The sequence below is a fragment of the Ralstonia sp. SA306 genome, from assembly GCF_054792405.1.
The window spans coordinates 113,783-134,351 of sequence record NZ_CP096452.1; the positions used below are offsets into that span (position 1 = coordinate 113,783).

Annotated in this window: 15 protein-coding genes; 7 read left to right on the top strand and 8 right to left on the bottom strand. The window is 66.1% G+C overall.

Features of this window, described 5'->3' with window-relative positions; translation table 11 throughout:
- Positions 1 to 19: 19 nt before the first annotated feature.
- Together M1D44_RS17150 and M1D44_RS17155 are read left to right on the top strand one after the other, a co-directional pair.
- Positions 20 to 1,105 (top strand): tartrate dehydrogenase, encoded by a 1,086-nt coding sequence (locus tag M1D44_RS17150; protein WP_316853479.1) that lies wholly within the window; start codon positions 20 to 22, stop codon positions 1,103 to 1,105.
- Positions 1,106 to 1,125: 20 nt separating this feature from the next.
- A complete protein-coding gene (locus M1D44_RS17155; RefSeq protein ID WP_316853480.1) occupies positions 1,126 to 2,607 on the top strand; it encodes an NAD-dependent succinate-semialdehyde dehydrogenase in 1,482 nt (493 codons plus the stop codon).
- Here M1D44_RS17155 and M1D44_RS17160 read toward each other — a convergent pair.
- The 4 genes from M1D44_RS17160 to M1D44_RS17175 are packed head-to-tail and all read right to left on the bottom strand — an operon-like array spanning position 2,604 to position 7,076.
- Positions 2,604 to 3,857, bottom strand: a complete 1,254-nt coding sequence (locus M1D44_RS17160; protein WP_316853481.1) for an NAD(P)/FAD-dependent oxidoreductase — start codon at positions 3,855 to 3,857, stop codon at positions 2,604 to 2,606. The two genes, M1D44_RS17155 and M1D44_RS17160, sit on opposite strands and share 4 nt — an antisense overlap.
- 13 nt (positions 3,858 to 3,870) lie before the next feature.
- Positions 3,871 to 4,227, bottom strand: coding sequence for a RidA family protein (locus M1D44_RS17165; protein ID WP_024977979.1), 357 nt, complete (start codon positions 4,225 to 4,227; stop codon positions 3,871 to 3,873).
- Between the two features lie 21 nt (positions 4,228 to 4,248).
- A complete protein-coding gene (locus tag M1D44_RS17170) occupies positions 4,249 to 5,772 on the bottom strand; it encodes an amidase (RefSeq protein WP_316853482.1) in 1,524 nt (507 codons plus the stop codon).
- Between the two features lie 11 nt (positions 5,773 to 5,783).
- A complete protein-coding gene (locus tag M1D44_RS17175) occupies positions 5,784 to 7,076 on the bottom strand; it encodes an MFS transporter (protein ID WP_316683545.1) in 1,293 nt (430 codons plus the stop codon).
- Between the two features lie 94 nt (positions 7,077 to 7,170).
- Here M1D44_RS17175 and M1D44_RS17180 point away from each other — a divergent pair, with 94 nt between their 5' ends.
- Together M1D44_RS17180 and M1D44_RS17185 are read left to right on the top strand one after the other, a co-directional pair.
- Positions 7,171 to 7,821 (top strand): helix-turn-helix domain-containing protein, encoded by a 651-nt coding sequence (locus M1D44_RS17180; RefSeq protein WP_316683546.1) that lies wholly within the window; start codon positions 7,171 to 7,173, stop codon positions 7,819 to 7,821.
- A 670-nt stretch (positions 7,822 to 8,491) separates the two neighbouring features.
- On the top strand, positions 8,492 to 9,406 hold the full coding sequence (locus tag M1D44_RS17185; protein WP_316853483.1) for a hypothetical protein: 915 nt from the start codon (positions 8,492 to 8,494) through the stop codon (positions 9,404 to 9,406).
- Between the two features lie 3 nt (positions 9,407 to 9,409).
- Here the strand turns inward: M1D44_RS17185 and M1D44_RS17190 are convergent, their stop codons facing one another.
- The 4 genes from M1D44_RS17190 to M1D44_RS17205 all read right to left on the bottom strand — a co-directional run bounded on the left by M1D44_RS17190 (position 9,410) and on the right by M1D44_RS17205 (position 16,020).
- Positions 9,410 to 10,861: an efflux transporter outer membrane subunit gene (locus M1D44_RS17190; protein WP_428984664.1), complete on the bottom strand. Its 1,452-nt coding sequence runs from the start codon at positions 10,859 to 10,861 to the stop codon at positions 9,410 to 9,412.
- Complete coding sequence (locus M1D44_RS17195) at positions 10,861 to 12,186, bottom strand: efflux RND transporter periplasmic adaptor subunit (RefSeq protein WP_316853485.1); 1,326 nt, start codon at positions 12,184 to 12,186, stop codon at positions 10,861 to 10,863. The genes M1D44_RS17190 and M1D44_RS17195 overlap by 1 nt, the downstream gene beginning before the upstream one ends.
- Positions 12,179 to 15,385, bottom strand: coding sequence for an efflux RND transporter permease subunit (locus tag M1D44_RS17200; RefSeq protein ID WP_316853486.1), 3,207 nt, complete (start codon positions 15,383 to 15,385; stop codon positions 12,179 to 12,181). Before M1D44_RS17200 ends, M1D44_RS17195 begins: the two co-directional genes overlap by 8 nt.
- Positions 15,386 to 15,546: 161 nt before the next feature.
- Positions 15,547 to 16,020, bottom strand: coding sequence for a MarR family winged helix-turn-helix transcriptional regulator (locus M1D44_RS17205; protein ID WP_024977971.1), 474 nt, complete (start codon positions 16,018 to 16,020; stop codon positions 15,547 to 15,549).
- A gap of 190 nt (positions 16,021 to 16,210) precedes the next feature.
- Here M1D44_RS17205 and M1D44_RS17210 point away from each other — a divergent pair, with 190 nt between their 5' ends.
- The 3 genes from M1D44_RS17210 (at position 16,211) to M1D44_RS17220 (ending at position 20,527) form a co-directional block, all read left to right on the top strand.
- Positions 16,211 to 17,044, top strand: a complete 834-nt coding sequence (locus tag M1D44_RS17210; RefSeq protein ID WP_024977970.1) for a p-hydroxycinnamoyl CoA hydratase/lyase — start codon at positions 16,211 to 16,213, stop codon at positions 17,042 to 17,044.
- A gap of 33 nt (positions 17,045 to 17,077) precedes the next feature.
- Positions 17,078 to 18,541, top strand: a complete 1,464-nt coding sequence (locus M1D44_RS17215) for an aldehyde dehydrogenase (protein ID WP_112186869.1) — start codon at positions 17,078 to 17,080, stop codon at positions 18,539 to 18,541.
- Positions 18,542 to 18,661: 120 nt separating this feature from the next.
- Positions 18,662 to 20,527, top strand: coding sequence for a feruloyl-CoA synthase (locus M1D44_RS17220; RefSeq protein ID WP_428984665.1), 1,866 nt, complete (start codon positions 18,662 to 18,664; stop codon positions 20,525 to 20,527).
- Positions 20,528 to 20,569: the final 42 nt, after the last annotated feature.

The following is a 20,569-nucleotide window of genomic DNA, read 5'->3' on the forward strand; positions in this document are numbered from 1 at the left end:
TCTTTCTACCGGACCTGACATGACCCGCAAGACCTACCGGATCGCCGTGATCCCCGGCGACGGCATCGGCCGCGAAGTGATGCCCGAAGGCCTGCGCGTGCTCGAAGCGGCCGCACGCCGCTTCGGCATCGGCCTCGAAACCCAGCACATCGACTGGGCCAGTTGTGATTACTACCAGCAGCACGGCACGATGATGCCGGATGACTGGAAGCAGCGACTGCATGGCATGGACGCCATCCTGTTCGGCGCGGTCGGCTGGCCGGCTACGGTGCCCGATCACGTCTCGCTGTGGGGCTCGCTGCTCAAGTTCCGCCGCGAATTCGACCAGTACATCAACCTGCGCCCCGTGCGTCTGTTTGAAGGCGTACCGTGCCCACTGGCCAATCGCAAGCCGGGCGACATCGATTACTACGTCGTGCGCGAGAACACCGAAGGCGAATACACGTCGCTCGGCGGCATCATGTACGAAGGCACCGACCGCGAGATCGTCATCCAGGAATCGGTCTACTCGCGCAAGGGCGCGGAGCGGCTGCTGAAGTTCGCCTTCGACCTTGCCCAGAGCCGGGAGCGCAAGCATGTGACGCTTGCCACCAAGAGCAACGGCATCGCCATCAGCATGCCGTGGTGGGACAAGCGCGCGGATGAAGTCGCGCAAAGCTACCCCGATGTCACGCTCGACAAGCAGCACATCGACATCCTGACCGCCCGCTTCGTGCTGCAGCCGGGTCGCTTCGATGTGGTGGCTGCCACCAACCTGTTCGGCGACATCCTGTCCGATCTTGGCCCCGCGACGACTGGCACGATTGGCCTGGCACCTTCCGCCAACCTGAACCCCGATCGCACGTTCCCGTCGCTGTTCGAGCCGGTGCACGGCTCCGCGCCGGACATCTACGGCAAGAACATCGCCAACCCGATCGCGATGATCTGGTCGGCGGCGCTGATGCTGGACTTCCTGACCGAAGGCCAGGGCGAAGGGCGCGCCGCGCACGACGCCATCGTCGCGGCCATCGAGACCGTGTTGAAGGAAGGCCCCCGCACGCCAGACCTGGGCGGCACCGCCAACACCACGCAGGTGGGCGAGGCGATTGCCGCGCACCTCGGTTGAACGGCTTGAAGGAATCGACGATGGCTTTCAGCTTCGACCAACTCCGTCAGACGGGGCTCGTGCGCACCGACAACCTGATCGACGGTCAATGGGTTGCCAGCACAGACGGCGCACGCTTTGCCGTGACGGACCCTGCCACCGGCAGCCTCATCGCCAACGTGCCTGACAGCAGCGCCGCAGACGCGCGTGCCGCCACCGACGCGGCAGCACGCGCCTTTCCCGCGTGGCGCGATACGCTGCCTGCCGAACGCGCTGCAATCTTGCGCCGCTGGCACGCGGCCATCGTCGCCAATGCCGATGCGCTGGGGCGGCTGATTTCGCTGGAGCAGGGCAAGCCGTTTGCCGAAGGGCGCGGCGAGGTCATGTACGGCGCCTCGTACGTCGCGTGGTTTGCCGATGAGGCCACGCGCATCTATGGCGATCTGATCCCGCAACAGCAGCGCGGCAAACGCATGAGCGCCGTCAAGGAGCCCGTGGGTATCGTGGCGGCCATCACGCCGTGGAATTTCCCGCTGGCGATGATTGCGCGCAAGATCGCGCCGGCGCTGGCGGCGGGCTGCACCGTCGTCGCCAAGCCGGCGGAAGACACGCCGCTCACGGCGCTCGCGCTGGCGCAGCTTGCGCAGGAAGCGGGGCTGCCGCCGGGCGTGCTGAACATGATTTCCGCCTCGCGTGATCGCGGCATCGAGGCCGTGGCCGATTGGCTGCACGACAGCCGCGTGCGCAAGATCACCTTTACGGGCTCCACGCCGGTGGGCAAGTATCTGGCACGGGAATCGGCGGGCACGCTGAAGAAGCTGTCGCTGGAGCTGGGCGGCAACGCGCCGTTCATCGTGTTTGACGACGCGGACCTCGATGCGGCCATCACGGGTTTGCTGGCGGCCAAGTTCCGCAACGGCGGCCAGACGTGCGTGTGCCCGAATCGCGTCTACGTGCAGGCCGGCGTGTATGAGCGCTTTGGTGCCATGCTGGCCGAGCGGGTTTCCGCGCTGAAAGTTGCACCCGCCACCGATCCGGATGCGCAGATCGGCCCGATGATCAACGCCCGCGCTGTCGACAAGATCGAACGCCACGTGCAGGACGCCGTCGCCAACGGTGCGCGCGTGCTGGCCGGTGGCAAGCGCTTGCCGGAAGTTGGCGAACACTTCTATGCGCCCACCGTGCTGGCCGACGCCAACAGCGGCATGGCCCTGTGCGGCGAAGAAACGTTCGGCCCCGTTGCGCCGCTGTTCCGCTTTGTCGATGAAGCCGAAGCCGTGCAGGCCGCCAACGACACGCCGTTCGGCCTCGCGTCGTACTTCTACACGCAGGACATCCGCCGCATCGAGCGGGTATCACGCGCGCTGGAAGCGGGCATCGTCGGCATCAATGAAGGCGCGCTTGCCAGCGAGGCGGCGCCCTTTGGCGGCGTGAAGGAATCGGGCTACGGCCGCGAGGGCTCCAAGTACGGGCTCGACGATTATCTGTCGATCAAGTACCTGTGCCAGGGCGGGTTGAACTAGCGCGCTGAATCCCAGAAGCGTTGTGCACGGAACGGGCGAGCATCCACGGTGGGTGTCTCGCCCGTCATCATTTCTGCAATTAATCGCCCGGTAATCGGCCCCAACGTCAGGCCGTGGTGTGCATGGCCGAATGCGAACCACAGGCTGGGATGATGCGGCGCGGGCCCGATGATCGGCAACATGTCGGGCGTGCAGGGGCGAGCGCCCATCCACGGTTCCGCATCCACACGTTCGGCCAGCGGAAAGAGCTTGCGGGCGACGGGCTCGACGGCGTTGAGTTGCACGGGCGTCTTGGGTGCATCGCGGTGCGCGAGTTCCGCGCCGGTCGTCAGGCGAATGCCGGGCGCCATCGGTGCGAGCACATATCCGCCGTCGGCATCAAGCACGGGATGGTTCAACTGCGCACCTTGCGCGGGCGCGTAGTGCATGTGGTACCCGCGCTTGACGGCCAGCGGCAGGCTGTAGCCCAGGCGCGAGGTGATGACGTCCGCCCAGGGGCCCATGGCGATGACGACGTTGTCGGCGCGCAGCTCGCCTTCCTTGGTTTGCAGCAGCCACGGTGCGTTGGGCGTGAGCGTGTTGGCATCGGCTTCAAACAGGCGGCCGCCGAGTTGCTGGAAGTACTTCGCATAGGCCGTGACCAGGGCGTTCGGGTCGCTCACGGAATCGGCTTCTGTGTAGCGCAGACCGCCCAGCAGCGATGTATCCAGATGCGGTTCAACCGTGCGCAGGCGCGCAGGGTCCAGCGCTTCAAAGGCGACGCCGTACTCGCGTTGCCAGCGTTCGACGTTGCGCGTTTCCTTGTCCTGCGTGGCCGTGTTGCGGAAGACCTTGATCCAGCCGCTGGGGCGGATCAGATGCATGGCGCCGGCGGCTTCGGCCAGTGCGCGGTGCTCACTCACGCTATGTGCGATGAGCGGCGCATACGCACGTGCAATCGCCGCGTGCCGCGCGGGGTGCGAATTGCGCCAGTACTGCCACAGAAAGGGCAGCAGCCGGGGCAGATCGCCCGGGTGGTAATGCACGTCCGCCGACGTATTGCTCGCATAACGCAACAGCGTCGACAGGTCGCGCGGGAACGCATACGGATACACGCCCTCGCGCTGGATCAGCCCGGCATTGCCGAACGACGTCTCAAAGCCCGGCGCGCGGCGGTCCACCAGGGCGACGGCGCGCCCGCGTTTCTGCAGATGCACCGCCACCGATACGCCGACAATGCCGGCGCCCAGCACAAGGGTGTCGAAGCGCATGGCAACCCGCTCCTTAACGCTTGGCCAACGCCGTGACGGCAATTTCCACGTCAATGCCCGGGCGCATCAGGCCTGACTGCACGCAGGCGCGTGTGGGTGCGTGGCCGGCCGGCACCCAGGCCTCCCAGGCCGCGTTCAGCTCGGCAAAGTGCTTGGCATCGGTCAACCAGATGTTGGCGGAAATCAGTCGCGTCTTGTCCACGCCCGCTTCGGCGAGCAGGGCATCGATGCGCTCGAGGATATTGTTGGTCTGCTCCGTCACCGACAGGAAATCGACGTCGGGCACTTGCCCCGCCAGATGCACGATGCCGTTGGCGATCACGATCTGGCTCATGCGGGCGTTGGTGTGGAGGCGTTGGATATCGGTCATGTCGAGGAGGTCGTTGTAGGTTCAGACGGCCGAGGTGCCCATGCCGCTCGTGGCGGCATCGAACACCGGTGGCGCGGTGACGATGGATTGGAGTGCAGGCGTCGGTTGCGTGAGCCTGGCGAGGTCCGGACGCGGCCGCCGCAGCGTAGCAGACGCATCGAAAGCCTGCTCAAGCGCATGCGCCACGGCAAGCGTCTTGCGATCGCCGTGAAAGGGCCCGACGATCTGCAGGCCGAACGGCATGCCCGCGTGGTCAACACCGCATGGCAAGGAGATCGCCGGGTGCGTGGTCAGCGTGACGACGTACGTCAGCGCCAGCCAGCGGTAATAGTTCTCCTGCGCGCGGCCGTCGATGTGCGTGGCATACAGCTCGCTCCATGGAAACGGCGACACCGGCGTCGTGGGCGACAGGATCACGTCGTACTGGCCGAAGGCCGCCTGGAAGCGCTTGAGGATGCGCGTCTGTTCAGCCTGGGCCCACGCGCAGTCAGCGAGCGTCATGGCGGCGCCCAGCTCGTAGTTGGCGCGCGAGTTGGGACCGATCGATGCCGGGTCGCGCGTGTAGGCGTCGTGCAGGCCGGCGACGAAGCTCTCTGCGCGGATCACGTCAAAGCAGCGATGCACCTCGCCCAGGTCGAACTGCACGGGTTCGCACGACCGGAACATCGGCGCGATGGCGGCCATGCGCTCGCGGAAGACCGTGCGGATGCTGGCATCGACATCGCAGCAGCCGAAGTCCTCTGTCCAGCCGACGCGCAGGGTGGAGAGATCGACGGGCGCGGGCGTGGCAAAGCTCAGTGGATCGACGTGAAAGCTGAGCGGATCGCTTGCCGCCAGGCCCGCCGTGGCGGCCAGTTGCAGGCAGGCTTCGGCCACGGTGCGTCCCATCGGGCCGACCACCGAAATGGGCGTCCAGCCGAGTTTCTTGCGCGAATTCGGCACCAGACCCGGCGATGGCCGAAAGCCGACCACACCGCATTTGGATGCCGGAATGCGCAGCGAGCCGCCGGTGTCGGAGCCCGTGCAGACGGGCAGCATGTCGCACGCCAGCGCCGCTGCCGCCCCGCCCGACGAACCGCCTGCATTCAGCATCGGGTTGAACGGGTTGCCTGTCGCGCCCCACACCGGGTTGCTCGTGTTGGCGCCGGCACCGAACTCCGGCACGTTGGTCTTTGCCACCAGCACGGCGCCCGCTGCGCGCAGGCGCTCGACCAGCAGCACATCCTGCGTCGGCACGTTGCTGCGTGCGGTGGGCGAGCCGTACGTGGTGAGCAGGCCGGCGGTGTCTTCCAGATCCTTCACGCCCAGCGGCAGGCCGTGCAGCAAGCCGAGCGGTTCGCCATTGAGCACGGCACGCTCGGCCGCACGGGCGGCGTCGCGGGCCTGGCTGTAGCACGTCGCCGTGATGGCATTCACGGCTGGGTTGATGGCTTCGATCCGCTCGATGCAGGCGTCGAGCAACTCGACGGGCGAGATTTCCTTGGCGCCGATCATCCGACGCAATTCCACGGCAGAACGGCTGACGAGTGTGTCGTTGTGCGACATGAACATTCCCTTTAAAGCGCTTCGCCGGTACGGTCCCGCAGCCAGATCACCGGCACCAGTGACACTAGGCATGCCGCCGCCACATACCACGCCGGCGCCAGCGGGTTGCCCGTGCGCTCCACCAGCCAGCTCGCGATGAACGGCGAGAACCCGCCGAAGAACGATGCGCTCACCACATACGTGAGTGCAATGCCGGTGGCGCGCACATGCTTGGGAAACAGCTCCGGGATCATCACCAGCACGGGCACGATCTGCGCGGCGACGAATACCGCCAGCAATGCGGATACCGCGTACAGCGCCAGCGGCGTTGGATGCGCGCCCAGAAAGGCAAACGCGGGGTAGACCGCCAGCAGCATGATGATGCGCGAGGTGACCAGCAAGCGCTTGCGGGTGTAGCGATCGGCCATGCGCCCGGCAATCGGTGCGGCCACAAACAGGACGAGCGAGCTGACCACGCCGGAAGCCACTGCCGCCGTGGGCGACATATGCAGCGTGCGCACCGCGTGACTCGGGAGGAAGAACGCGGTGATGTACACCGACACCGAGCCGCCAAGCTCCGCAAAGGTGCCGAGAATGGTCAGCTTCAGATGCGTGGTCAGCGCGGCCTTGAGGGCGCCCTGCGGCCTGGCGTGGCCGGGCGCCGCATCGCGGCGGTCGAGCGTTTCTTCCAGCCGGCGGCGGATCAACATGCCGGCCGGGGCCGCAAAAATGCCCAGCAGGAATGGCAGCCGCCAGCCCCAGGCGAGCACCGCCTCTTTGGACAGCGTCACGTTGATGAGCGTGGCGACCGCCGCGCCCAGCGCGAGCCCCAGTGCGGTTGCCGCAAAGTTCCAGCTCGCAAAGAACGCCCGGGTGCGGTCGCTGGCGTATTCGACGAGCAGCGTGGTGCCGGGCCCGAATTCGCCACCTGCTGCAAAGCCCTGCATCAGGCGCGCGGCCAGCACGATCATCGGCGCGAAGATGCCGGCCGTGGCGTAGGTGGGCGCCGTGGCGATCAGCGCGCACGACAGCGCCATCATCATGATGGTCAGCACCATCGCCTTCTTGCGGCCGACGCGGTCAGCATAGGCACCGATGATGACGCCGCCGAGCGGCCGCACCACAAAGCCCACGCCAAACACCCCGATCGACAACAGAAACTGGTTCACCGGCGATGCCGATGGAAAGAACAGTTGCCCGATCTGGATGGCGAAGTAGCTGTAGATGGTGAAGTCGTAGAACTCCAGCGCTGTGCCGATGGTAGTGGCGGCAATGACTTGCGTGCGTGACAGCGCGGGGCGGCTGTCGAGGGCGAGTGTCGACACGGGCTGCTCTCCTAGGTTGGAGGCTGGGGAGGGTTTGAGTTATCGTATACGAGAAAAATCAAATTCTCGTATACGAGAAAACCCGGAGACATGCGTGGCATCTAGCGCAAAAGCGGCTATCCAGGCCCATCCAATCGACGAGGCACCGGCGCAGCTCAATCACCAAGAGGTCGGCGCGCGCATTCGCGAGGCACGCAAGGTGCGCGGGCTGACGCTGCAAGAGCTGTCGGAGCGCTCTGGCGTGGCGCTGTCGACCATCTCCAAAGCCGAGCGCGGCGACATTGCGCTGACGTATGAAAAGTTTGCCGGCCTGGCGCAGGCATTGGGGCTGGAGTTCGAGCAACTGCTCGGCCGGCGCCGCACGCCGGATGCCGGACCATTGCGCCCGACCTTCACGCCCTCGGGCGGCCAAGTCATCTATGACACGCCGAATTACGAATACGGCATGCTGGCCGATGCACTGACCGGCAAACGCATGTTGCCGATGCGCGCGCACATCCGCGCACGCTCGGTCGACGACTTTCCCGATTACATCCGCCACCCCGGCGAGGAGTTCGTCTTCGTGCTGGGCGGCGAGATCGAACTGCGCTTCGAAAACGGTGAAGCCTTTCGCCTGGCGCCCGGCGATAGCCTGTACTTCGACAGCGCAGTCGGGCACGTCTATCTCTCCGTCAGCAAGGAAGACGCCGAGATACTCGCGTGCTGCACCGGCACCGATGTGCGCGAACTTGGCGACGTGATCTGAGCGGCTGACTTGCGCAGCGCCCGCCCCGCCAGAACATCCGGCGCAGCCTTGCCGTCGGCCACCACCACCGTGCCATTGACCAGCAGCCAGCGCACACGCACGGGCGGCAGCCCCGGCTGTCATAGCGCGCACGGTCGGCGTAGGTGGCAGGGTCGAGGATGACCAGATCGGCAAACTTGCCGGGCTGCACAGTGCCGCGGTCTTTGATGCCGTAGATATCAGCGGTGCGTGCGCTCGCTGACCGGACCAGCGAGCGCAAGGCTCAGGGTGTGGGCGGACAGCAGGCACTGCGGCAAACGGTATGGGCGCATATCGGCTTCCTCGTGGTGTGCAGCGAGTGTAAGGAGCCTGGTTGCCCACATGACATGCAAATGGTTCGGGCCGGTATGCGGAACGGACATGCAGGGGTTCGCGGTGCAGGAGCGCTTGCGCGCAGGCGTCAATACAACACTCAGCGTTTTCAATATCTGAGTTAAGAACAACTAATCACCCGCAATGCCTTGCTGGCATTGGATCCGCCAAGACATTGACAACAATGTGGTGCTGTCCCCACTTTGGAGGGGGGCAACTGCCTTGCCCCGGTGACACAATCGCGAAAATTCAGAAGTCATGCTGCGCCACATGCGACGCATGGCAGACCCGGTCGGGGAGCTTCATGCAAGAGAGTTGGATGGCAATTTCGGCGGCGCGCGCGCGGGCCCATCGCCTGTACGGCGTGCGCGGCTGGCTCGTGACACTGCTGTGGCTGAACACGCTGCCGGCGCTGGCGATCGTGCTGGCGATGGGCATGATGCTCACGCTCGGCGAGGCCAACGGCGGGCCGGCGCGGGCGGTGCCGGCACTGGCTGGGCTCGTCTTCCCGCTGGGGCTCGTTACCCTGGCCTTCTTGCGTGTGCGTTGGTTTCCGATGGTGTGGCTCGGATACGGCGTGCTCCAGCTGCTGGCCACGCTGGCCATGAGCGGCGGCATCCACGCGTGGACCATGCAAGCCTCCGGCGGTACGGCGGGGCGCATGCCGATCACGCTGCTGCTGGCAGCGGAGGCGCTGCTGCTCATCGGCTCGGCAGCGTACATCTGGTTTTCGCGCCGCGTGCGCGTGACCTATCGGCATGAGGTGCGGCTGACCGATCCTGCTGCAGCACCGGCCGTGTTCGACAAGCCCGCCCCCAATGAAACGCCCTCTGACGCCACCGACCACGCACGCGAACGCGCGGCCCTGCGGCGCGTTGCACAGGAACTGAGTTCCGGGGTGCTGGACACCCGAACCTGGATGCACGTCATGCGGCATCACGCCGACGCCACAGATGGCACCCGCACGGCGGCCTATGTGCGTGCGCGCATGTCAGAGCTGTGTCCGCCGGCGCATGTGCATCCGCCCGTCGTACGCACGTTGTCGACCGGGCTGGGCGCGCTCCTGGTGAGCGTGCTGGCCGCGGGTGTGCTGATGGCTTTGGTGATTGCGCTGGCGCTGCGCATACCTGGCGATGCCACCGATCTGCTTGAAATGCTCGTTGCCGTGGCGCTCACGCTCAGCTGGCTGGGCGGTCTCTTTGTTGGCGCGGGTTTTCTGCGCCGCGTTGCCTGACGCCTACTGCGTGGCTGCTGGCGCAGGCGCGGCGTGGTTCCAGTCGCCGCCCACCGCCTTGACGAGGAACACGCTCGTCGTCATCTGCTGGCCGAGAATCTGCACGGCCGTGCGCTGGTTGTTCAACAGTGATTGCTGCGCGGTGATCACGTCCAACGAAGTTGCGAGCCCGCCCTCGTAGCGCACGCTCGCAATGTCGTAGACCTTGCGGGCGCTTTCCACGGCATGGCGCGCCTGGTTTGCCGCGCGGTCCAGCGATTGCAGCCCGGCCAGTCCATCTTCCACTTCCTGCAACGCGCCCAGCACCGTCTGCCGGTAGTTGGCGATCGCGCCCTGGTAGGCCGCATTGGCAATGTCCACGCGTGCCCGTGTGCGGCCAGCGTCGAACACCGTCTGGGCGATCTGCGTGCCGAACGACCACAGCAGCGTAGGCGCAGAAAACAACAGCGCAAGATCGCGGCTTTCCCAACCGGCGCCGCCGTTGAGCATCACGCTCGGGAAGAAGGCCGCACGTGCCACGCCCACTTGCGCGTTGGCGGCCGCTGCACCGCGCTCTGCGGCGGCCACGTCGGGGCGGCGTTCGATTACGTCGGAGGGCAGCGCCACCGGAATCTGCGGCGCGGTGCCCGCCAGCGGTGCGGGGTCCAGATGAAAGGCCGGGGCGGGTGTACCGACGAGCGTCGCCAGCGCGTGTTCGTACTGCGCGCGTTGCTTGGTCAGCAGTTCGGCCTGCGTGGCGGTGCTGTCCACCAGCGCTTGTTGTTGCGCCAGATCGAGCCCCGAGGCCACGCCGTCCTGATGCCGCGAGGTGACGAAATCGAGCGCCTTATGCTGCAGCGCCAAACCTTCCTGCACCACGGCGATTTCCGCATCGGTCTCGCGCAGGTTGTACCAGGTGGTGGCGACCTGCGCGGCAAGCAGCAGGCGGAAGTTCTCGAAATTGGCGCCCGCCTGCTCTTCACTTGCGGCGGCGTTGGCGACGGTGTTGCGCACGCGGCCGAACAGATCGGCTTCGTAACTCGCGTCGGCGCGCAGGACGAAGTCGCTCTGCACGGTCGACATCGTCGGGCTCGTGTATGAAGAGAGCGGCCGTTCCGACGACGTGCGCGTGCGCGTGTCGTTGTTGGTGGCCGTGAGGGTGGGGAGCAGGCTTGCGCGGGCGACGCGCGTCTGAGCCTGCGCCTGCTCCAGGTTCGACAACGCAACCTTGAGCGATTGGTTGTGCGCCAGCGCCTGCGTGACGAGCTTGTCGAGCTGCGGATCGTTGAAGCGCTGCCACCAGGGGCCTTTGGGCGTGGCGTCGGCGGGTTGCGCGGCGCGCCAGGGCGCTTCGGTCTGCCAGTGCGCGGGCACGTCCATGGCCGGGCGCTCGTAGGTCGGCGCGAGCGAGCAGCCGGCCAGCGAGACGATCATCGATGCCGCCAGCGCGGTGGTACGCAGTCGCGGTCGGTCGATCATGATGCGTGTGGCGCGGAAGCCGCGGGTGCCGATGCCGGGGCAGGCGTGACGATGGTCACCGCTTCGCCCTGTTCGATCGAATCGGCCGGGTTGAGGATCAGCGCGTCCGTCGCCTTCAGGCCGGAGATGATTTCTACCGTGCGGCCGTAGTCGCGCCCGATGTTGACGGGGCGCAGGTCGACGTGGCCGTTCTCTGCCACGGCGATGCGCGGGCCCTCCTTGCGGAAGAGCAGCGTGTTGGTTGGCACCGTGAATGCAACCGGTGCATCTACCTTCGCGCTCGCGCCGGCTTCGTCGCCGGTGGCTTTGCCCTTGATGGCGACCTGCACATAGGCGCCGGGCAGCAGGCGACCGTCCTTGTTGGGTAACTGCACTTCCACCTGCATGGTGCGCGTGGTGGCGTCGATGGCGCCGGAGGCGCGCGCGATGGTGCCGTGGAAGGTCTGGCCCGGCAGCTCGGCCAGCGTCACGGCCACGTCCTGCCCGACCTTCACCTGTTGCGAATACGCCTGCGGCACGTAGAGGTAGATGCGCAGCGGATCGGTCTGCGCAAGCGTAAACAGCTCGCGGTTGGCGCCCGCGTTGCCGGCGTTGACCAACGCGCCGACGTCGACATTGCGCTTGGTCACCACGCCCGCAAAGGGGGCCACCACGCGGCGGAAGCCTTGCAGTTCCTGCAGGCGGCGCACGTTGGCTTCTGCGGCAGCCAGGTCGGCCTGGGCCTGGTTGGCGGCGCTGGTGCGCTCGTCCAGTTCCTGTTGCGAGACGGCGTCTTTCTGGCGCAGGTTCTGCCAACGCGTGAGCGAGGTCTGCGCCAGCGCCTTGCGTGCGGCGGCCTGGTTGCGCGTGGCCTGCGCCTGGTTCAGTTCCTGGTCCACTTCTGGCGTGTCGAGCAGCGCCAGCACTTCGCCCTTGTCGACGTGCGCGCCGATGTCCTTGAACCAGCGCAGCACGTAACCGCTGGTGCGCGCATAGATGGGCGATTCAACGTAGCCCTGCAGCGTGCCTGGCAGCGTCAGTTCGCGATTGGTGTGGGCCGGTTTGGGGGCGATGGTGGTGACGTAGCGGCTGGTCTGCGCATTCACCTGCCGCTCCAGCGCATGCGCGTTGTAGTAGCGGCCGACCAGCGTGCGCGCAGCGCCCAGCGCCAGGAGCACCCCCACGGCAATCACGACCCAGCGTGCGCGGCGCATGGCGGGGCCGCGGTCGACCTGTTCGATCGGGTCCACCGTGACGACGTGGTGGGGCGGGCCGCCCGCGAGGTGCCCCGAATGCGGCCCTGAATGCGGCCCTGAATGGGCACCGGATGTTTGTTCAGACATGTCCTTCGCTTCCCCGCAAATCGTGACTACGCCGGGCGGCGCGCCGCTGCAATCTGTTGTGCACGCTGGCAAACACCACCGGAACAAAGAAGAGGGTCGAGACGGTCGCAAACAGCAGACCGCCGATCGCCGCGCGCCCAAGCGGCGCGTTCTGTTCTGCGCCTTCGCCCAGGCCCAACGCCATGGGCACCATGCCGATGATCATCGCCAGGGCCGTCATCAACACCGGGCGCAGGCGTGTGGCGCCCGCTTCCAGCGCGGCCTGCACAGGCGCAATGCCTTCGGCCAATCGCTCCCGGGCGAACGAGATCAACAGAATCGAGTTGGCCGTCGCCACACCCATCGTCATGATCGCGCCCGTGAGTGACGGCACCGACAGCGTGGTCCCCGTCACGAACAGCATCCAGGCGATGCCCGCCAGCGCGGCCGGCAGGGCCGTCACGATGATGAGCGGGTCGATCCACGACTGGAAGTTCACGACGATCAGCAGGTACACCAGCACGATCGCCATCACCAGCCCCACACCCAGGCCGACGAAGGACGATTCCATCGTCTTCACCTGGCCGCGCACCGTGACCTGCGCGCCGCGCGGCAGCTTGGGACGAATGTCGTCAACGGCTTTCTGCACTTCCTTGGCGACGGCGCCCAGGTCGCGGCCCTGCACGGCGGCGTACACATCCACCACGGGTGTGATGTCGTAATGCGAAACGACCTGCGGCTGCACCCCGGGGCCGACCTGCACGAGGTTGCCCAGCAACTGCGGGCCGCCTGCCTGTGCAGCGCCACCGCGCGAGCCCGCCACCGGCGTGCGCAGCAGCGCATCAAGAGAGTCGACGCGGTACTGCGGGCTTGTGACGGCCACTTGGTACACCACACCGTTGATCGGGTTCAGCCAGAACGTGGGCGAGGTCTGGAAGCTGGAGCTGAGCGACACCAGCAGGTTCTGCGCCACGTCGCGCCCTTCCAGGCCCACCTGCTGGATGCGGGTGCGGTCCATGTTCAAGGCCAGCGTGGGCTGGTCGAAGCGCTGGTGCACGTGTGTATCCACCGCGCCCGGAATCTGCTTGATGCGGTTGGCCAGCATGCCCGCGAGCTGCTTGTTGGTGGCCACGTCTGCGCCCGAGAACTGCACGTCGATGGCCGACGGCAGGCCGAAGTTCAGGATCTGGCTGACGATGTCGGCGGGCTGGAAGGCGAATTCCACGCCCGGGAACCGTTTCGGCAATTCTTCGCGCAGGCGGCGGATGTACTGAGCGCTGGGTTTGCGCTCGCCTTCGTGCAGGGCGATCAGGATTTCGCCGTCGAGCGTGCCGATGGTGCCCGCGTTGCTGTACGACAGGTTGATACCGGAGTTGGGCACGCCCAGGTTGTCCAGGATGGTCGACAGCTCATTCTTGGGAATGATTTGCCGGATGGTGGTTTCCACCTCGTCGGCCAGGCGCGCTGTCTCTTCAATGCGCATGCCCGACGGTGCCCGCATGTGCAGGCGGATCTGGCCTGCATCCACATCGGGGAAGAAGTCGCGGCCGAGCACCAGGAACAGCGCGCACGACGCCACGCAAAAGCCCAGGAACGACAGTGCAAACACGCGGCGGCGCTCCAGCAACCCGCCCAGGACGGCGGCGTAATTGCCGCGCATGTGCTCGAACTGCGTGTTGAACGCCCGGTAGATGCGGCCGAACGTGCTCGGTTTTGCGTCGGCTTTCTTGGCGTCTTGCGTGTGCCCGGTCATGAACATCATCACCAGCGTCGGCACCAGCGTGCGCGACAGCACATACGACGCCAGCATGGCGAAGATCACCGCTTCGGCCATCGGCACGAACAGGTAGCGAGCCACGCCTGTGAGGAAGAACATCGGCACGAACACGATGCAGATGCAGAGCGTCGACACAAAGGCCGGCACGGCAATCTCGGCCGCGCCGTCCAGGATGGCGGTAACGGGCTCCTTGCCTTCGTGCAGATGGCGCTCGATGTTCTCGATGGTGACGGTGGCATCGTCCACGAGAATCCCGACCGCGAGTGCGAGGCCACCGAGCGTCATCAGGTTGATGGTCTCGCCCAGCAGGTGCAGCACGATGATCGACGACAGGATCGACAGCGGAATCGACACCGCAATGATGGCCGTACTTCGCCAGTTGCCGAGGAACAGCAGGATCATGGCGGCGGTCAGGCACGCGGCGATGAGCGCCTCGCGAATCACGCCTTCAATGGCCGCTTTCACGAACAGCGACTGGTCGAACAGCGGTGTGATCTTGATGTCTTGCGGAAGCGCCGCCGCGGCGGTGGGCAGCAGCTTGTAGATATTGCTGACGATATCCAGCGTCGACGCACCGCCGTTCTTCAGGATGGACAGCAGCACGCCGCGCTGGCCATCCTGGCGCACCACGTTGGTCTGCGGCGAGAAACCGTCGCGCACATGGGCCACGTCGCCCAGGTACAGCGTCGCGCCGTTGCTGGTCTTGACCGGAATGGCGTTGAGCGCGGCGATGCTGCCGGGCGTGCCGTTGAGCGTGACGCCGTATTCGGTGGCGTCGATCTTTTGCGTGCCCGCTGGCAGGATCAGGTTCTGCGCGCCCACCGCGTTGACGATGTCCACGGGCGTCAAGCCCTGCGCCAGCAGCTTCTGCGTGTCGAGATCGACGGTGATCTGCCGGCTCTTGCCGCCATACGGGAACGGCACGGCGATGCCAGGCACCGTAATCAGGCGCGGGCGCAGGAAGTTCAGCGCCGCATCATTGAGTTCCTGCTCCGACAGCGTGTTGCTCGACAGGCCCAGTTGCAGGATCGGAATGCTCGACGCTGAATACTTGATGATCAGCGGCGGAGTCGTTCCCGGTGGCAACTGCCGCACCTGCGCCTGCGACACCGAAACGATCTGCGCCAGCGCGGTCTGGATGTTGGCCGTCGGCTGGAAGAACACCTTGACGATCGAGATGCCGTTCAACGATTGCGATTCAATGTGCTCGATGTCGTTGACGGTGGTCGTCAGGCTGCGCTCCGTGACTGACACGATGCGGTCGGCCATCTCCTTGGCGGGCAGGCCGTTGTAATTCCAGATGATGCTGACGACCGGAATATCGATTTCCGGAAAGATGTCCGTTGGCGTACGCATGAGCGTAAACGGCGTCGCCAGCAGGATCAGCAGGGCGAGGACGATGAACGTCAGCGGCCTTCGCAGCGCGAGTTGGACAATCCACATGGAGGTGTTTCAGAACCGCGGTGCGTTGATGGGGGACGAAGGCCGCTCGAACGGCGGCGACCAGCCATTCTATCGCCGAGGGGTGTCGATCAGAATGTTCCTATGATCAGACTTTATTACATTGAATAACGGCGGCCGCCGGGGCAACTGAAGGCGCCCGCTCAGCGCAGATTCCGCCCACATTGCAGCAGCAGATCGTGCAGCAATGCGGCGTGCGCGACGTCGATTCCCTGCAACATTTCCTTCTCCAGCCGGCTGACGGCCTCGTCGCATAGCGCCAGCAGCGCGAGCGCTTCGTCGGTCAGGCCCAGCATGACGATGCGGCCGTGCGTCGGATCGGGCGTGCGCGTCACCCAGCCCCGCGCTTCCATCGTCTTCACCACTTCATTGGCCGATTGCGGCGACATGAAAGAGCGTTCCGCCAGTTGCGCGTTCGACAGGCTGCCGCGCGCATGCAGCACAGAGAGCGCGGTGAACTGCGGGACTGTCAGCCCATGCGGCGCCAGCGCCTCGCCCAGGCGGCGCTTGACGATGCGGTCGGTGCGGCCGATCAGGTAGGGCAGTCGGGCAGACGTTGCAGGGGCGCCCTCTTGCGCGGGCTGGGGGGTGTTGCGTTTGGTTCGTGTGGCCGCCATGGATGTGAGTGGGTGTGCACCTATGCAGATGCGCACATTCTGCTACGTGTCGTTCGGATCAGGGTTTACGGCAATGATAATCTCCTTGTGATATCAGGTTACCTGATATTAAATGGGCACCAAGCTGAGACGCGCCGCACACACAAGGCGGCGGGTGTCTCAAGCAAGCCGACTGATCAAGGAGATGGAAATGGCTGATTACCAAGGGCGCTGGCAGACCGTGGACGTGAAGGTGGACCAGGGCATTGCATGGGTGACGTTCAACCGCCCCGAGAAGCGCAACGCCATGAGCCCGACGCTCAACGCGGAGATGATCCAGGTGCTTGAAGCGCTGGAGTTGGATGCCGATGCCAAGGTGCTGGTGCTGACCGGCGCGGGCGATGCATGGACGGCCGGCATGGACTTGAAGGAATACTTCCGCGAAGTGGACGCGGGCCCCGAGATCCTGCAGGAGAAGATCCGCCGCGACGCCTGCCAGTGGCAATGGAAGCTCTTGCGCATGTATGCCAAGCCGACCATCGCGATGGTCAACGGCTGGTGCTTCGGTGGCGGGTTTTCGCCGCTGGTGGCGTGCGATCTGGCGATTGCCGCAGACGAGGCCACCTTCGGTCTGTCGGAGATCAACTGGGGCATCCCGCCGGGCAACCTCGTCAGCAAAGCGATGGCGGATACCGTTGGCCACCGTCAGGCGCTCTACTACATCATGACCGGCGAGACCTTCACAGGCCAGCAGGCCGCCGCCATGGGGCTCGTCAACGAGAGCGTGCCGCGCGCCCACCTGCGCGCCCGCACCGTGGCGCTGGCCGAGAAGCTGCTGGAGAAGAACCCGGTGGTGCTGCGTGCCGCCAAGCACGGCTTCAAGCGCAGCCGCGAGCTGACGTGGGAGCAGAACGAGGACTACCTGTACGCCAAGCTCGACCAGGCCACGCTGCGGGACCCTGAGGGCGGCCGCGAGCAGGGCCTCAAGCAGTTCCTGGACGACAAGTCGATCAAGCCGGGTCTGCAGGCATACAAGCGCGCCTGATCCGCTCCCTCCAACGCCCCCGGAGACGAACCCATGCCTGACGTGACTCAGCTTGTGACCTTGCTGATCGGCGGTCAAAGCCGGCCAGCCGCCAACGGTGCCACCTTCGAGCGCCGCAACCCAGTCAACGACGCGGTCGCCTCGCGCGCGGCGGCTGCCACGCTGGAGGATGCGGACGCCGCCGTGCAGGCCGCCGCCGATGCCTTCCCCGCGTGGGCAGCGCTACCGCCGGGCGAGCGCCGCAAGCGCCTGCTCAAGGCGGCCGACCTGATGGACCAGCACACCGAGGCATTCATCCATGCCGGCGCAGCCGAAACCGGCGCCAGCCCCAACTGGATCGGCTTCAACGTCATGCTGGCGGCCAACATGCTGCGCGAAGCTGCCTCCATGACCACGCAGATCGACGGCAGCGTGATCCCGTCCGATGTGCCGGGCAACTTTGCGATGGCCGTGCGTCAGCCGTGCGGCGTGGTGCTGGGCATTGCGCCGTGGAACGCGCCAGTGATCCTGGGCACGCGCGCGCTGGCGATGCCGCTGGCGTGCGGCAACACGGTCGTGTTGAAGGCCTCGGAGATGTGTCCGGGCGTGCACCGGCTGATCGGCACCGTGCTGCAAGAGGCTGGCTTGGGCGACGGTGTGGTCAACGTGGTGAGCAACGCGCCGGCCGATGCGGCCCAGGTGGTGGAACGCCTGATCGCGCACCCGGCCGTGCGGCGCGTGAACTTCACGGGCTCGACGCACGTGGGGCGCATCATTGCGCAGCACGCCGCGCGGCATCTGAAGCCAGCGCTGCTGGAGCTGGGCGGCAAGGCGCCGGTGCTGGTGCTGGACGATGCGGATCTCGACGCCGCGGTGGATGCGATTGCCTTCGGTGCGTTCTTCAACCAGGGGCAGATCTGCATGTCGACCGAACGCGTCATCGTCGATCGCAAGATTGCCGATGCCCTCGTCGACAAGCTGGCCGCCAAGGCGCGCACGCTTCGCGCAGGTGACCCGACCGACGCCACCGCGCAGCTGGGCGCGATGGTGAGCGTGGATGCGGCCAAGCGCGTGCAGGCGCTGGTGGAAGATGCCCGCGCGCTCGGCGCCGCGCTGCCCGTTGGCTTGCACATGGATGGCGCCATCGTGCAGCCGGCCATCGTGGATGGCGTGACGCCTGCCATGCGGTTGTACAACGAGGAATCGTTCGGCCCCGTGGTGACGGTGGCGCGCGTGGATGGCGACGAAGAGGCGATCCGCTTGGCCAACGATAGCGAATACGGCTTGTCGGCCGCCGTGTTCAGCCGCGATGTGTCGCGCGCCATGCGGGTTGCGCAGCGTATCGAATCGGGCATCTGCCACATCAACGGCCCCACCGTGCACGATGAAGCGCAGATGCCGTTTGGCGGCGTGAAGAGCAGTGGCTATGGCCGTTTTGGCGGCAAGGCATCGATTGCGGAATTTACGGAGCTGCGCTGGATCACCTTGCAGAATACGCCGCGCCACTATCCGATTTAACCGATCTGAAGTTCGGCAGCCGCCCACCACAACCATAAAACGGGCGGCGCATTCAGGAGACAAGACGTGAATCACGTCGAAATGCAGGCTCAAGGCCGGCAGGTTCAAACCGGGCATCACATGCCGCCCCCGGCAGGTGTGCCAAATCACCCATACAGGCAGGTTGCCGTGAGCGATGCGCCTGCGCGTTGCGAGATGGACGCGCGCGACGGCACCGTCTGGCACGTGCGCAATACCGAGGCGCTTGCCGAGCATCCGCAACGCATGACCGACTGCCTCGTGGCGGGCGCGCAGCGCCATCCGGATCGTGTGCTGGCTGCACGCCGCGGGGCAGACGGCGCGTGGATCAAGCTGACGTATCGCGAGATGCTGGAGCGCGCCCGCGCCATCGGCCAGGCGTTGCTGGATCGTGGTGTCTCCACCGAGCGCCCGCTGGCGATTCTGTCCGGCAATGATCTTGAGCATCTGCAGCTGGCCCTGGGCGCCATGTGGGCGGGTGTGCCGTACGCGCCGGTGTCGCCGCCGTATGCGTTGGTGTCGACGGATTTTGGCAAGCTGCGCCACGTGTTTGATGTGCTCACGCCGGGGCTCGTCTATGCGGCAGATGGCGCGGCCTTTGCCAAAGCCATCGATGCGGTGGTGCCGGAGGGCGTGGAGGTGATCACGCGCGACGGCATACTGCCGGGGCGCAGCGCTACAGCCTTCGGCACGCTGCTGCAGACGCCCGTAACGACAGCAGACGCCGCGCAGGCCGCAACCGGCCCCGATACGCTGGTGAAGGTGCTCTTCACTTCCGGCTCGACACGCGCGCCCAAGGCCGTGCCGACCACGCACCGCATGCTGTGCAGCAACCAGCAGATGCTGCGCCAGACCATTCCCGAATTTGCCAAGGAACCGCCGGTGCTGGTGGACTGGCTGCCCTGGAACCACACCTTTGGCGGCAGCCACAACGTTGGCATCGTGCTTTACAACGGCGGCACGCTTTACATCGATGACGGCCGGCCCGTGCCGGGCAAATTCGACGAGACCCTGCGCAACCTGCACGAGATCGCGCCCACCGCGTATTTCAACGTGCCCAAGGGGTGGGAAGAACTCGCGCTGGCGCTGGAACGGGACCCGGCGTTGCGCGAGCGCTTCTTCTCGCGCGTGAAGCTCTACTTCTTTGGCGGTGCCGGGCTGTCGCAAGAGGCATGGGACCGGCTGGAGCGCGTGACCGGCCAGCACTGCGGCGAGCGCATCCGCATCATGGCCGGGCTGGGCATGACCGAGACCTCGCCGTGCTGCCTGTTCACCACCGCGCCGATCATGCGCTCCGGCTATGTCGGCACGCCGGCACCGGGGTGCGAACTCAAGCTCGTGCCCGTGGGCGACAAGCTGGAGGCGCGTTTTCGCGGGCCGCACGTCATGCGTGGCTACTGGCGCCTGGGCGAAGAGCCCGCGGCTCCCGTTTTCGACGAAGACGGCTATTACTGCAGCGGCGACGCGCTGCGTTTCTACGACCCGGAGCACCCCGAGAAGGGCCTCGTCTTCGATGGCCGCATCGCGGAGGACTTCAAGCTCAGCTCCGGCACCTTCGTGAGCGTGGGGCCGTTGCGCGCCCGCGTGATTGCGGCGGGCGCGCCGTACGTGCAGGACGTGGTTATTGCCGGCATGAACCGCGATGACATCGGCTTGCTGGTGTTTCCGCAAATGGAGCGATGCCGCAGCCTGTCTGGCCTGCCGGCCACCGCGGGCGTGGCCGAAGTATTGGCTGCCCCCGCCGTGCGCGCCGCATTTGCCGCGCTGCTGCATGAACTGAACGCCACGGCCACCGGCAGCGCCACGCGCGTGGCGCGGCTGCGCTTGCTTGACGCGCCGCCGTCGCTGGACCGTGGCGAGATCACCGACAAGGGCACGCTCAACCAGCGTGCCGTGCTGACCCACCGTGCAGAGCAGGTCGACACGCTGTATCGCGATGGCGATCCCGCTGTCATCCGCGCGGGCTGATCCCAACGCAGCAATACGACCAACCGGCAAAGACTGGTTCAT